Genomic DNA, 13,345 nt, shown 5'->3' with positions numbered 1-13,345 from the left:
ATAATAGGTTATCTATTTACAAGGAATAGTGAGGGAAGCGTCGAGCCAGGGGCGGGCTGACATGGGACTGCTGGACGGCCGTCACGCGGTGATCACCGGTGGCGCACAGGGCATCGGCTTGGAGATCGCCGGCGTGCTCGGCGCCGAGGGCGCATCAGTCGTCCTCGGCGACATCAACGCGGACGCCGCGGCACAAGCCGCCGAACGCCTCACCAGGAGCGGCGTGGCCGCCACGTCGCTGCGGTGCGACGTCACCGACGAGCACGAGGTCGCCGCCCTGATCGCCCATGGCACGGCCGCCTTCGGACCGGTCGGCATCATGGTCAACAACGCCGGGATCACCCGGGACGCGACCCTGCGCAAGATGGCCCTGGCCGACTTCCGCGCCGTCGTCGACGTCCACCTCACCGGCGCCTGGAACGGCACGCGCTACGCCGCCGAGGCGATGCGCGCCCACGGACAGGGCGGCAGCATCGTCAACATCTCCTCCATCGCCGGCAAGGTCGGCAACTTCGGCCAGACGAACTACAGCGCCGCCAAGGCCGGACTCGTCGGCCTCACCAAGGCGTCCGCCAAGGAACTCGCGAAGGCGGGCATCCGCGTCAACGCCGTCCAGCCCGGCCTGATCCGTACCGCCATGACCGAGGCGATGCCCCCGGCCGCCTGGGACGCAAAGCTCGCGGAGATCCCCATGGGCCGCGCCGGCGAACCCGCCGAGGTCGCCCAGGTCGTCCTCTTCCTCGCCTCCGGCCTGGCGAGCTACGTCACCGGAGCCGTGGTCGAGGTGACCGGTGGCCGGTACATGTGACCCCCTGCACCCGCTGATGAAAGGCATGACGGATGCGTGACGCGGTGATCTGCGAACCGATACGGACCCCGGTCGGAGGGTACGGGGGAGTCTTCCGGGACGTCACGGCGGCGCACCTCGCGGCCACCGTGGTACGTGCTCTCCTGGACCGCACCGGGGTCCCGCCCACGGCGGTCGACGACGTGATCCTCGGGCAGTGCTACCCCAACGGCGAGGCCCCGGCCATCGGCCGCGTGGCGGCCCTGGACGCCGGACTGCCCGTCGAGGTGCCGGGACTCCAGATCGACCGCCGCTGCGGCTCCGGACTCCAGGCGATCATCACCGCCGCGATGCAGGTGCAGACCGGCGCGAGCGATCTCGTACTGGCCGGCGGCGTCGAGTCCATGAGCCAGGCCGAGTTCTACACCACCGACGCGCGCTGGGGCGTGCGCGGCGCCGGAACCATGCTCCATGACCGCCTGGCCCGTGGACGCGTGACGTCAGGAGGCGTCAACCACCCCGTCCCCGGGGGGATGTTGGAGACCGCCGAGAACCTGAGACGCGAGTACGCCATTCCCCGCGAGGAACAGGACCGGCTGGCTCTGCGCTCGCACGAGAAGGCCGTCGCGGCCCAGCGGGAGGGCCGCTTCGCCGACGAGATCGTGCCCGTCACCGTACGCACCCGGAAGGGCGAGACGGTCGTGGACACGGACGAACACCCGCGCCCCGACTCGTCGTTGGAGAAGCTCGCCACACTCCGCCCCGTGCTCGGCCGGCAGGACCCGGAGGCCACCGTGACCGCCGGCAACGCCAGCGGCCAGAACGACGGCGCCTCGCTCTGCGTCGTCACCCACCCCGAACGGGCCGCCGAACTCGGCCTTCGCCCGCTGGCCCGCCTGGTCTCCTGGGCCGTGGTCGGCGTACCGCCCGAGACCATGGGCATCGGGCCCGTGCCCGCCACGGCCAGGGCCCTGGAGCGCGCGGGGCTGAAGCTCGCCGACATCGACCTGATCGAACTCAACGAGGCCTTCGCCGCCCAGGTACTCGCCTGCACCCGCGAATGGGCCCTGACCGACGCCGACTTCGAGCGGTTCAACGTCAACGGCTCCGGCATCTCGCTGGGCCACCCCGTCGGCGCCACCGGCGGCCGCATCCTCGCCACCCTGCTGCGCGAACTGGACCGCCGCCAGGCCCGCTACGGCCTGGAGACGATGTGCCTCGGCGGCGGACAGGGACTGGCGGCCATCTTCGAACGCACCGGCAACGAAGCTCCTGGAGGACGCTGATGCCCGGACTGATCGCGTACGGCGCCCACGTGCCGTACCACCGCCTCGCCCGCGCCGATGTCGCGGCCACGCTGGGCACACCCCCGGGACGCGGCACCCGCGCGGTCGCGGGCTACGACGAGGACACCACCTCCATGGCCGTCGAGGCGGCCCGCGCCGCGCTGACCCGCGACGGACTGCGCTCCCGCGTCGGCCAGCTCTTCCTCGCCACGGCCGCACCCGCCTACCTCGACAAGACCAACGCGACCGCCGTCCACGCCGCGCTCCGGCTCGACGAGCACGTACTCGCCGTCGACATGGCCGGCTCCGTACGCTCCGGCCTCGGCGCGCTGGTCACCGCCGCCCGCTCCGCGGTGCCGACCCTGGCCGTGCTGTCGGACCTGCGCACCGGGCTGCCCGGCGGCAACGACGAGATCGCGGGCGGCGACGGCGCGGCGGCCTTCGTCTTCGGCGGCCACCGCAACGGTGCCCCCGTCATCGCCGAACTGCTCGCCCACGACACGGTCAGCGACGAGATCCTCGAACGCTGGCGGCTGCCGGGCGCGCGCACCTCCCGGGTCTGGGAGGAACGGTTCGCCGAGGACATCTACGTCTCCCTCGCGGACAAGGCACTGAGCGCCGCCCTCGACCAGGCCGGTCTTGACCGCGCGGCCATCGACCACCTGGTCGTCTCCGGCCTGCACGCGCGCGCATGCACGGCGGTCCGGCGGGCGGCCGGCGCACGCCCCGAGGCGGTGACCCCGGACCTCACCGCGACGATCGGCAACGCCGGCACCGCCCAGCCCGGCCTGCTCCTCGCCGACGTCCTCGACCGGGCCGCCCCCGGCGAGACCATCGCGCTCGTCGTGCTCGGCGACGGCGCCGGAGTGCTCCTGCTGCGCACCACCGACGCCCTCCCGGCCCACCGAGCCGCCCGCCCGGTCGCCGCCCAGATCGCCGCGGGCAGCGCCCCGATGCCGTACGCCACCTACCTCACCTGGCGCGGCCTGCTCGACCGCGAACCACCCCGCCGGCCGGACCCCGAGCCGCCCTACGCGCCGCCCGCGCACCGCCGCACCGCCTGGAAGTACGGCTTCGTCGCCGCCCGCTGCGAGAAGTGCGGCACCCGGCAGCTGCCGCCCGACCGGGTGTGCGCGTCCTGCCGGAGTGTCGACGCCATGACCGACGAGCCGATGGAGCAGGTGCGCGGCACGGTCGCCACGTTCACCGTCGACCGGCTGGCCCACACGCCCAGCCCGCCGATGCTCGTCGTGGTCGTCGACTACGACGGCGGCGGACGGTTCCGCTGCCAGCTGACCGACGCGACCGAGGCCGACGCCGTCATCGGCGCCCGGGTGGAGATGACGTTCCGGCGGACCGTCACGGCCGCCGGCGTCCACAACTACTTCTGGAAGGCGCGGCCGGTGCGGCCGGCCGAGAACGTCGAGGGTGGGGAGACGGCCGTATGAGCTCGCACGGAATCCGGGACCGGGTCGCGATCGTCGGCATGGGCTGCACGCCCTTCGGCGAGCACTGGACCCGTTCGGCCGACGATCTGCTGGTGGACGCCGTGGGAGACGCGGTCACCTCGGCCGGCGTCACCCTCGACGACATCGACGCGTTCTGGTTCGGCACCCAGGCCTCCGGTGTGTCCGGGCTGACCCTGAGCCGGGCACTCCGCCTGCCCTGCAAGCCGGTCACCCGCGTGGAGAACATGTGCGCCACCGGATCCGAGGCGCTGCGCAACGCCTGCTACGCCGTCGCCTCCGGGGCGTACGACGTGGCGATGGCCGTCGGCGTGGAGAAACTCAAGGACTCCGGTATGTCCGGGCTGTCCGGCACGGCGATCCCGGGCGCGGGCGACGACAGCCGAGGCGAGATCACCGCCCCGGCCAACTTCTCCCTGCTCGCCCCCGCCTACGCGGCCAAGTACGGGCTCTCCGACGAGGAGATGAAGGACGTCATCACCCGTATCGCCTGGAAGAACCACGTCAACGGGGCCCGCAACCCCCGCGCCCAGTTCCGCAAGGAGGTCCCGCTGGAGCGCATCCGCTCGGCGCCCATCATCGCGGGCATGCTCGGCGTGTTCGACTGCTCGGGTGTGTCGGACGGTTCGGCTGCGGCGATCGTCGTGCGTGCCGAGGACGCCTACAAGTACACGGACAAGCCGGTCTTCGTGAAGGCGCTGTCCTTCGTCGCCGGTCCGGCGGACGGGCTCCTCGACCCGCAGTACGACTTCACCACCTTCCCCGAGGTCGTCGCCTCCGCACAGGAGGCCTACCGGCAGGCGGGCATCACCGACCCGCGCGCCGAACTCGCCCTCGCGGAGGTCCACGACTGCTTCACCCCCACCGAACTGGTGCTGATGGAGGACCTCGGCTTCGCCGAGCGCGGACAGGCGTGGAAGGACGTGAGCAGCGGGGCGTTCGACCTCGACGGCTCGCTGCCCGTGAACCCGGACGGCGGTCTGAAGGCCTTCGGCCACCCCATCGGCGCCTCGGGCCTCCGCATGATGTTCGAGGCGTGGCTGCAGCTGCGGGGCGAGGCACCGCCCGAGCGGACCGTGAAGTCCGTCGCCGAGGGGCGTTCGCTCGCCCTGACGCACAACCTCGGTGGCGGGCCCGGCGAATGCGTCTCCTTCGTCTCCGTCGTCGGCAGTGAACTCACCGACTAGGGAAGGCGGTTCGGCCATGGGACGGCTCGACGAGAAGATCACGATCGTCACCGGCGCCGCGTCCGGCATCGGCGCCGCCACCGCCCGCCGCGTGGCGGCGGAGGGAGCGCACACGGTCGTCGCCGACCTGAACGCCGACGGCGCGAAGGCGGTCACGGAGGAGATCCGGGCCGCCGGAGGCTCCGCCACGGCGGTCGTCGTCGACCTGGGGGACGTCGACAGCGTCCGGGCCATGGTGGCCACGGCGGTCGAGACGTACGGCGGCCTCGACGTCCTGCACAACAACGCGGCGGCCACCCATCTGGCCGCCCGTCAGGACCTCGCCGTGGTGGAGGCCGACCCGGCGGTCTGGGACGACACGATGCGGATCAACCTGCGCGGCACCATGGTCGCCGTCCAGGCCGCCGTCCCGCACATGATCGCCCGGGGCGGCGGCTCGATCATCAACACCTCGTCCGGGTCCGGCCTCGCGGGCGATCTGCGCAATCCCGCGTACGGCGCCTCCAAGGCCGCCCTCATCAACCTCACGCAGTACGTCGCCACCCAGTACGGCAAGCAGGGCGTCCGCTGCAACGCCATCGCGCCGGGGTTCATCGTCACGCCGGCGAGCTCCGGCTCGGCGCACGGGGCGATCCGGGAGGCGATGCTGCGCCATCACCTCACGCCGCGCCTTGGCCGGCCCGAGGACGTCGCCTCGGCGGTCGTCTTCCTCGCCTCCGACGAGTCGGCCTTCGTCACCGGGCACACCCTGCGCGTGGACGGCGGGCTGCTGTCCCACGCGCCGTATGTCGCGGACCTGCGGGACGCCTGAAGCAGAAACGAGGGCCGGAGGCGCTTCCCGTACTGGGAAGCGCCTCCGACCCGTTTCAGGACAGCGACTCCGAGCGTTTCAGGACAGTGTCTCCGGCTCCAGGTCACCCAGATAGGCCGCTCGCACCGCCGGATCCCGGCGCACCTCCTCCGGCGTACCGGCGCAGATCAGCCGCCCGAAGTCCAGGACCACCACCTGGTCGCAGACGCTCATCACCATGTCGACGTCGTGCTCGACGAGCAGCACGCCCATGCCCCAGTCCTCGGCGAGCCGCCGCACCAGACGGGCCAGCTCCCGGGTCTCGTCGTCGGACAACCCGGCGGCCGGTTCGTCGAGGAGCAGCACGGACGGTGAGGCCGCCACCGCACGGGCGATGGCCAGCAGCCGGCGCTCCCCGTACGACAGATCGCCCACCGGCCGGTCCAGACTGTCCTGGAGCCCGAACTCCCGTACCGCGACGAGGACATGGGCGGGCAGCGGACGGCTGCCGGGCCGCACCAGGTCCGTCAGGAACGTCCAGCGGCCGGGCCGGTCGCAGGCCGCGTACAGGTTGTCGAGGACGGTCATGTCCTCGAAGAGCTCCAGCGACTGGAAGGACCGGCTCAGCCCCGCCGCGGCCCGCCGGTGCACCGGCAGCCGGGTCACCTCCCGGTCACCGAGGCGCACACCGCCGGACGCGGCACGGGTGAAGCCGGTGACGGCGTCGATGGCGGAGGTCTTGCCGGCGCCGTTGGGTCCGATGAGACCCACGACCTGCCCTGGCTCGACATCCAGCGAGAGTCCGTCCACGGCGACGACACCGCCGTAGCGCACGGTCAGGCCCCGTACGTGGAGGGGGAGCGGTGCGGCTCGGGGCACGGCCGCTTCGTCCGCCGAGGCCGCCGAGGCCGCAGAGGCCGCCGAGGTCGCCGAACCCGCAGAGGCCGCCCTGGCCGCCGTGGCCGCTGTCCTGGCCGCCGTGGCCGTGACCGTGTCGCGCCTCGGCGACAGTCTGCGGCGGATGCCCTCCGCCTGCTTGCCGATGTCCTTGCCGATGCCGTCCTGGTTGCCCACGAGGGTCAGCACCAGGATGATCCCGCCGATCAGCGGCATCCATTCGCTGAGCCCGGGCAGCACCAGGTCCCCGAACCGGGCGCCCACCGTGCCGGCGGCGAAGGTCGCGGCGAACAGCGGGCCGACGAGGAAGCCGACCCCGCCGATGACCGCGAGTCCGAGCGCGGTGATGGAGTCGAAGGACGCGAAGTCGGAGAAGACCACCGACGTCGAGCGGAAGCCGGTGAGCACTCCGGCGAGCGCGGCGACGGCCGCCGAGAGGCCGAAGGCGTAGAGCTTGGCCGCGCGGACGTCGATGCCCAGCGCGGCGGCGGCCCGCTCGTTGGCCCGTACGGCGATGAGCCGGCGGCCGGTGCGGCTGCGCCGTACGTTGGCGACCACGAGTGTGGCGGCGACGAACAGCACGAGCACCACGGCGGCGTACCGCTGCGGATGGTCGACCCCGGAGACGCTGATTCCGAAGAGTGTCTGACGGCCCACCGCGATGCCGTCGCTGCCCGGGCTCGTCGACAGGTCGGTGTTCTGGAAGACCATCGCCTCCAGTGTCGTGCCGAGACCCAGCGTGATGATCGCGAGATTGACGCCACGGGTGCGGACCGCTGGGAGCGCGAACAGCAGACCGATCGGCACCGTGCCCAACACGCCTGCCAGCAGGGCGAGTTCGAAGGGCCAGCCCCAGTCGGCCGCCGTGTGTCCCGCAATGAACGCGCCCGTCCCGGCGAGGGCGTAGGCCGCGAGGGAGACCTGGCCCGCGTAACCGGTGACCACGACGATCGACAGGATGATCAGCGACATCACGAGGGTGTTGGTGATCGCGTCGGCCCACAGCGGCGTCGACACGCTCACCAGCAGCAGTCCGACGGCGACGGCGACAGCCAGTGCCACGGGGCGGACCCTGCCGGTGCCCAGGGCGGGCAGCCGGTCCAGGAACGTGCCGCGCAGCGGCAGCGCCCGGCCGCGCGCGACCAGCACCAGGGCGATGACGAGGAAGGGCACCGACGAGGCGAGTCCGGTGATGTCGGAGCCGAAGCGGGTCAGTTCGGACTGCACGATCCCGATGACCAGACCGCCCGCCAGCGTGATGGGGAACGAGGAGAACCGGCCGACCAGGGCGGCGGCCAACGCGCTCAGCAGCAACGTGGTCAGCCCGGTCACCGACAGGCCGATCACCGGCACGATGAGGATGCCGGTCAGTCCGGCCAGCGCCGAGCCCAGCGCCCAGTTGCCGGTGGCGATGAGATCCGGGGACCAGCCGAGCGCGGCGGCGGCGCCCTCGTTCTCCGCGACCGCCGTGGTGCCCAGGCCGAACAGGGTGCGCTTGTAGAGGAGATGGAGGAGCGCGGTCACGAGGACCGCGATGCCGAGCAGCCAGACGCGGTCCTCGGAGATCGTCGCCCCGGCGATCGTCAGCAGCTCGGTGGGCAGCTTGCCCGGCACCAGCTCCAGGCTGTCGCCGTAGCGCTTGACGGCGATCGCGGTGATCACGATGAACACCGCCAGGGTGCCGACCAGGCGGGCCAGCGTGGACGCCCGGCGCAGCGGGCGCAGCACCAGCAGGTGGGTGAGGACGCCCAGCACCGCCGAGGCGAGGACGCCGCAGGCGGTGGCGGGCCAGTACGGGACGCCGTGCTGGGTGGAGAGCTCCCACTGCACATAGGCGCCGGCCATCCCGATCGCGCCGTGCGCGAAGTTGAGGACACCGGAGCCCCGGTAGACCAGCACGATGCCGTGCGCGGTGAGCGCGTACAGGGCACCGAGCCCCAGGCCGAGCAGCGCGAACCGCAGGATGTCGTCCATCGAGGAACCTCCCAGGGGACAGGGCCAGACAGCGCATTTATTTAAATAATTGTGCCGAGAGTACTTCACTAACCCAAAAACGCACCCCATGCTGTTCGCCAACTCAATGACGAGTCCCGCGGAGGGAACCATGAACGACTCACGCCGACGCAGAAGTGCCGCAGCGAGCTGTCTCGCGGTGACGGGAGCGCTGCTTGCCGCGGGCTGCGGGGGAGAGGCTTCCAGCACCTCGAGCGACACCTCCGCCCTGAAGGGCGCGCCGGTCAAGGTGATGGTCTGGGCCCCTGAGGACACCCAGGGCAGCGCCCAGCCCGGAGTCCGGCACACCGCCCAGGCCTACGAGAAGTGGATCAACGCCAACGGCGGCATCAAGGGCGGCCGGCTGGAGGTGCTCACCTGCAACGAGAAGAACGCCCCCGCCGAGGCCGAGAAGTGCGCCCAGCAGGCGGTCGCCGAGAAGGTGGTCGCGGTGGTGGGCTCGTACAGCCTCGCCGGTGACCGCTACATGCCCATCCTGGAGAAGGCCGGCATCCCGTACATCGGCGGGACCGGCGTCTCGGCGGCGGAGTTCTCCAACCCGCTGTCCTTCCCCGTCAACGGCGGCACCCCGACGGTGTTCGCGGCCCACGGGCAGCAGCTCGTGGAGGAGGGCTGCAAGAAGATCTCGGGCGTTCGGTACGACGTGGCCGCCGCCGAGACCGTCGCGCGGTTCCTCGCCCTCGGTGTGACCTCCGCCGGAGGGGCGGCGCCCAAGGACCTCAAGGTGCCGGTGACCGCCACCGACCTCGCCCCGCAGGTCGCCGCCGCGACCAAGGGCAGCGACTGCGTGAGCGTCATCCTGGGCACGCACTCCGACCTTTTCGTCAAGGCGTATGTGCAGTCCGGCTCGAAGACCGAGGTCGGCAGCGTCGTCGGCAACCTCACTCCGGAACTGGCCGAGACCACCGGCGGCAGCGGCAGCCCGCTGGAGGGCGCCGCGATCACCGGTTACTACCCGCCGACCTCCGACGCCGCCTGGAAGAACTTCGTCGAGGCCGCCGAGGGCGACAAGGAGATCGACACCAGCAACGGCGCCAACGGGACGACCTGGGTGGCCTTCAAGGTCTTCACCGAGGCCGCCGAGAAAGTGCCGACGATCACGGCCAAGGCCCTGGTGGAGGAGCTGAACACCACCTCGGGCATCGACACCGGCGGACTGACCCCGTCCCTGACCTGGAGCGAGAAGACCGCCCTGCCGATCGAGGGCATGAACCGCATCCACAACACGACGGCCACCGAACTCGTCATCCGTGACGGCAAGATCGAGTGGGCGAAGGAAGGGGCGACCTTCGTGGACGTCCGCAAGGTGCTGACGGCGATGTCGGCCGGCTGACCGCCAGCTGACCGAAGGAGAACGCGCGTGCACGACACCGGCTCACCCCTGATCGAAGCCCGCGCCCTGTCCGCCGGATACGGCAGCCGGCCCGTCGTGGCGGACCTCGACATCGAGGTCCGCCCCGGCGAGGTCGTCGCCCTCCTCGGACCCAACGGCGCGGGCAAGACCACCACCCTCCGGGCGCTCTCGGGCAGCCTGGCCCCGATGGACGGCGAGGTGCGCTGGCTGGGCGAGCCCGGCCGCGCACCGCTGCACCGCCGCGCCCGCCAGGGCCTGGCGTACGTCGGTGAACGGGCGGTCTTCACCCGCCTCGACACCGCGGACAACCTGCGGGTCGGCCGGGTGGCGACGCGGCAGGCACTGGAACTCTTCCCCGAGCTCGAAAAGCGCCTCAGGACGGGCGCGGGAATGCTGTCGGGCGGCGAGCAGCAGATGCTGTCGCTGGCCCGCGCGCTGTGCCGCGCCCCCAAGCTGCTCCTCGCGGACGAGCTGTCGCTCGGTCTCGCCCCGCTCGTGGTCGACCGCCTGCTGCGCGCGGTACGCGAGGCGGCGGACCGGGGCCTCGGGGCGCTGCTGGTCGAACAGCACGTCCGCAAGGTGCTCGACATCGCCGACCGGGTGTACGTCCTGCACCGCGGCCGCGTCACCCTGACGGGCACCCCGGAGGAACTGCGCGGGCACCTGGACGCGATCGAGTCGTCCTACCTCGCCGAAGAGACAACTTATGCAACCGAGTGAACCGAATGAACGGACTGAACCGAATGAACCGAATGAACCGAATGAACCGAATGAACCGAATGAGGTGAACACCGTGTCCGGCGCACGCGAGCAGATCCGCTCCCTCGTCTTCTCCGGCACCTTCGACCAACCCGCCGCGGAACTACGCGAATTGCAGCTGGAGGCGGCCCGAGAGGCCTTCACCGCACACCGCGAACGCATCCCGCTGCTGCGCACCCGCGCGGAGGAGAGCGGCGTACGCGACATCACCGGTCTCGACGACCTCGTACCGCTGCTCTTCTCGCACACCAGCTACAAGTCCTACCCCGTCTCCCTCATCGACGCCGGCCGCTGGGACCGGCTGCTGCGCTGGTACACCACCGTCTCGGCGGTCGAACCGGACGACGTCGACATGGACGGCGTCCGCGACATCGACGAGTGGACCGACCGCATCACCGCCGCCGGCCACCGCCCGTACATCACCAGCGGCACCTCCGGGAAGGTGTCCTTCCTCAACTGCGACGCGAGCGACCTGGGTTTCCTGCACGACATCCTGGAGAACCTCACCTGCTGGCCCGACCCGCTCCCGCCGAAGCCCACCCGACGCGGCTATCTGCTCGCACCCGCGAGCGGCCCGATGCGCTCCGTCGACGGCTTCCGCTGGCACGCGGACGTCTTCGCGCGCCCCGGCGAGACCCGGCTGCTCACCGACGACCCGATGCGGGTGTCCGAGCTGATGAGCAGCGCGCTGCTGCGCCGGCGGATGGCGGAGGGCACCGCGACCCCGCAGGAGATCAGCGCCTTCGAGAGCGTCTCGGCCGCCAGGGAGGAGGAACTGGACGCGGCCCTGGCCCGGATCGTCGACGACATCGCCGAGCACCGCGACGAACCGCTCCTCATCGCGGGCATGAACAACCAGCAGTTCACCCTGATCCAGGCCCTGCGCGCCCGCGGCGTCCCGGACGGCGGCCTCCACCCGGACACCCTGGTGCTCAGCGGAGGCGGCAACAAGGGCCGAGCGCTGCCCGACGACTACCAGGCACAGCTCGCCGCCTTCTACGACGGCGTCCGACGGGTCCGCAGCTACGGCATGACGGAGCTTCAGGGCTCCTGCCTCGCCTGCGAGAAGGGCGACTACCACGTGCCGCCGTGGGTGATCCCGCTGGTGCTGGACGAGACGGGCGAGACCCTGCTGAACCCCGAACAGGGCGTTGTGGAAGGCCGGTTCGCCTTCCTCGACGTCTCCCTGGAGGGCCGCTGGGGCGGGCTGATCAGCGGTGACCGGGTCCGCGTGAACTTCTCCCCGTGTGACTGCGGCAGACCGGGCCCGACCGTCCTGCCCGACATCCGGCGCTACGGGGACCTCGGCGGCGACGACAAGATCACCTGTGCCGCGACACTCGACTCCTATGTGCGGGGGATGATCCACGGATGAGGCCCACGACAACGGCAGTGGGCCCGGTGGCCGTCGCCCATGTGATCCGCGGCGAGGTCGACGTCGGCCCGCACACCACCCACGGCCGGGCGGACGCCTCCTTCACGGCACCGGCCCTCGACCTGGACCGCCTCGTCTGGCCCCGCACCGAACCCGGCCCCGCCTTCCACGTCCCCGTGGCGGAGATCGTCGACCTGCTCGTGGAGACCGGCGACGCCCTCAAGGCCGACCGCGAGGGCCTGCTCACCGAGGCCCTGGAGCGGATGGACCGGGTCAGCCCACTGCCCACGGAGGTACTCGAACGCGCCTACGCCGCACTCTGGCGCAGCTTCCAACGCCCCAACCTGTACGCCCAGATCGACCACGAACTCGGCGGCGCCGACGTACTCGACGGCTGGCGCGAGGTGCGGCTGCCCGAGAACCGGATCGCGGCCACCCGCGCGTTCCCGCCCAGGCTGGTGCACATCATCGCCGGCAACGCACCCGGCGTCGCGGCGATGTCCGTCGTGCGCGGCGCCCTCACCAAGGGCGTCAACCTGCTGAAGCTGCCCTCGAACGACCTGTTCACCGCGACCGCGATCCTGCGCACCATGGCCGCGGTGGCCCCCGGACATCCGGTGGTCCGCTCGTTCTCGGCGGTGTACTGGCGCGGCGGCGACGAAGCGGTGGAGAGCGTCCTCTTCCGCCCACAGTTCTTCGACAAGCTGGTCGCCTGGGGCGGCGAGGCCACGATCCGCGGGGCGCTGAGGTACGTCGGTCCGGGGTTCGAGCTCGTCTCCTTCGACCCCAAGACCTCCATCTCGCTGATCGGCCGCGAGGCCTTCGCATCGCCACATGCCCTGGCCCGGGCCGCCGACGCGGGCGCCGCCGATGCCACGTTCTTCAACCAGCAGGCCTGCGTGGCCAGCCGCTTCCAGTTCGTCGAGGGCACCTGGGACGACGCCGACCGCTACGCGGCACTGCTGTGCGAACGCCTCGGCGTGGCAAGGGAGTTCAGCTCCGCCGACGGCCCGCGGGTCGCCGCGGAACTCCGCGAGGAGATCGACGTCCTGCGCTCCCTGGCGCCCGAGTACCGGGTATGGGGCGGCTACGACGGCCGGGGCCTGGTCATCCGCTCGCCCGAACCGGTGGACTTCCACCCCGACGGAAAGATCGTCAACGTGGTCCCGGTCACCGCCCTGTCCGAAGCCGTCGCCCAGGCCGGGGTCGCCACCCAGACGGTCGGCGTGTACCCCGACTCCCGCAAGGCGGAACTGCGCGACGCCCTCGCCTGCGCCGGGGTCCAGCGCGTGGTGTCCCTCGGCCGAGCGGGTGGCATGCCGCCGGGCCTCTCCCACGACGGCTTCTACCCACTGCAACGCCTCATGCGCTGGGTGAACGACGAGTGATCCGGGGCCCCGGGGCGAGCATCCAGGTCCTCGTCCGTAGGGC

The 13,345-nt window shown here is 71.7% G+C and carries 10 protein-coding genes; 9 read left to right on the top strand and 1 reads right to left on the bottom strand.

All coding sequences use genetic code 11. From position 1 onward, the window contains the following. The first annotated feature begins 61 nt into the window (after positions 1-61). Genes fabG through JIX56_RS01435 form a run of 5 tightly spaced genes read left to right on the top strand, consistent with a single transcriptional unit; the run spans position 62 to position 5,537 of the window. A complete protein-coding gene (fabG, locus tag JIX56_RS01455; protein ID WP_257536909.1) occupies positions 62-808 on the top strand; it encodes a 3-oxoacyl-ACP reductase FabG in 747 nt (248 codons plus the stop codon). A 32-nt stretch (positions 809-840) separates the two neighbouring features. Then, a complete protein-coding gene (locus JIX56_RS01450; RefSeq protein WP_257536908.1) occupies positions 841-2,073 on the top strand; it encodes an acetyl-CoA C-acetyltransferase in 1,233 nt (410 codons plus the stop codon). Then, positions 2,073-3,521 carry an OB-fold domain-containing protein gene (locus JIX56_RS01445; protein WP_257536907.1) on the top strand — a complete coding sequence of 483 codons (1,449 nt, stop codon included), beginning with the start codon at positions 2,073-2,075 and terminating at the stop codon, positions 3,519-3,521. Before JIX56_RS01450 ends, JIX56_RS01445 begins: the two co-directional genes overlap by 1 nt. Further along, positions 3,518-4,726 (top strand): acetyl-CoA acetyltransferase, encoded by a 1,209-nt coding sequence (locus tag JIX56_RS01440; RefSeq protein ID WP_257536906.1) that lies wholly within the window; start codon positions 3,518-3,520, stop codon positions 4,724-4,726. The genes JIX56_RS01445 and JIX56_RS01440 overlap by 4 nt, the downstream gene beginning before the upstream one ends. Before the next feature lie 16 nt (positions 4,727-4,742). Further along, on the top strand, positions 4,743-5,537 hold the full coding sequence (locus tag JIX56_RS01435; protein ID WP_257536905.1) for an SDR family NAD(P)-dependent oxidoreductase: 795 nt from the start codon (positions 4,743-4,745) through the stop codon (positions 5,535-5,537). A 78-nt stretch (positions 5,538-5,615) separates the two neighbouring features. Here JIX56_RS01435 and JIX56_RS01430 read toward each other — a convergent pair whose 3' ends face one another. Next, entirely contained in the window at positions 5,616-8,387 is a 2,772-nt protein-coding gene (locus JIX56_RS01430; RefSeq protein WP_257536904.1) for an ABC transporter permease subunit, read from the bottom strand. A gap of 130 nt (positions 8,388-8,517) precedes the next feature. Between JIX56_RS01430 and JIX56_RS01425 the strand changes: the two genes are divergently transcribed. The 4 genes from JIX56_RS01425 to JIX56_RS01410 all read left to right on the top strand — a co-directional run bounded on the left by JIX56_RS01425 (position 8,518) and on the right by JIX56_RS01410 (position 13,302). After that, complete coding sequence (locus JIX56_RS01425) at positions 8,518-9,759, top strand: ABC transporter substrate-binding protein (RefSeq protein ID WP_257536903.1); 1,242 nt, start codon at positions 8,518-8,520, stop codon at positions 9,757-9,759. A 27-nt stretch (positions 9,760-9,786) separates the two neighbouring features. Continuing rightward, entirely contained in the window at positions 9,787-10,500 is a 714-nt protein-coding gene (locus JIX56_RS01420; RefSeq protein ID WP_257536902.1) for an ABC transporter ATP-binding protein, read from the top strand. 73 nt (positions 10,501-10,573) lie between these two features. Further along, a complete protein-coding gene (locus JIX56_RS01415) occupies positions 10,574-11,914 on the top strand; it encodes a hypothetical protein (RefSeq protein WP_257536901.1) in 1,341 nt (446 codons plus the stop codon). Further along, on the top strand, positions 11,911-13,302 hold the full coding sequence (locus JIX56_RS01410; protein WP_257536900.1) for an acyl-CoA reductase: 1,392 nt from the start codon (positions 11,911-11,913) through the stop codon (positions 13,300-13,302). The genes JIX56_RS01415 and JIX56_RS01410 overlap by 4 nt, the downstream gene beginning before the upstream one ends. The last annotated feature ends 43 nt before the right edge of the window (positions 13,303-13,345 follow it).

This window comes from Streptomyces sp. CA-210063 (assembly GCF_024612015.1).
In the GTDB taxonomy this organism is placed as follows: domain Bacteria; phylum Actinomycetota; class Actinomycetes; order Streptomycetales; family Streptomycetaceae; genus Streptomyces.
Note: the sequence above shows the minus strand (reverse complement) of the source record. Positions and strands in the feature narration are given on the sequence as shown.

What these genes read in the sequence shown, in the direction of transcription:
- fabG (WP_257536909.1), top strand. Translation starts at nt 62, where the DNA reads ATGGGACTGCTGGACGGCCGTCACGCGGTGATCACCGGTGGCGCACAG.
- JIX56_RS01450 (WP_257536908.1), top strand. Translation starts at nt 841, where the DNA reads ATGCGTGACGCGGTGATCTGCGAACCGATACGGACCCCGGTCGGAGGG.
- JIX56_RS01445 (WP_257536907.1), top strand. Translation starts at nt 2,073, where the DNA reads ATGCCCGGACTGATCGCGTACGGCGCCCACGTGCCGTACCACCGCCTC.
- JIX56_RS01440 (WP_257536906.1), top strand. Translation starts at nt 3,518, where the DNA reads ATGAGCTCGCACGGAATCCGGGACCGGGTCGCGATCGTCGGCATGGGC.
- JIX56_RS01435 (WP_257536905.1), top strand. Translation starts at nt 4,743, where the DNA reads ATGGGACGGCTCGACGAGAAGATCACGATCGTCACCGGCGCCGCGTCC.
- JIX56_RS01430 (WP_257536904.1), bottom strand. Translation starts at nt 8,387, where the DNA reads ATGGACGACATCCTGCGGTTCGCGCTGCTCGGCCTGGGGCTCGGTGCC.
- JIX56_RS01425 (WP_257536903.1), top strand. Translation starts at nt 8,518, where the DNA reads ATGAACGACTCACGCCGACGCAGAAGTGCCGCAGCGAGCTGTCTCGCG.
- JIX56_RS01410 (WP_257536900.1), top strand. Translation starts at nt 11,911, where the DNA reads ATGAGGCCCACGACAACGGCAGTGGGCCCGGTGGCCGTCGCCCATGTG.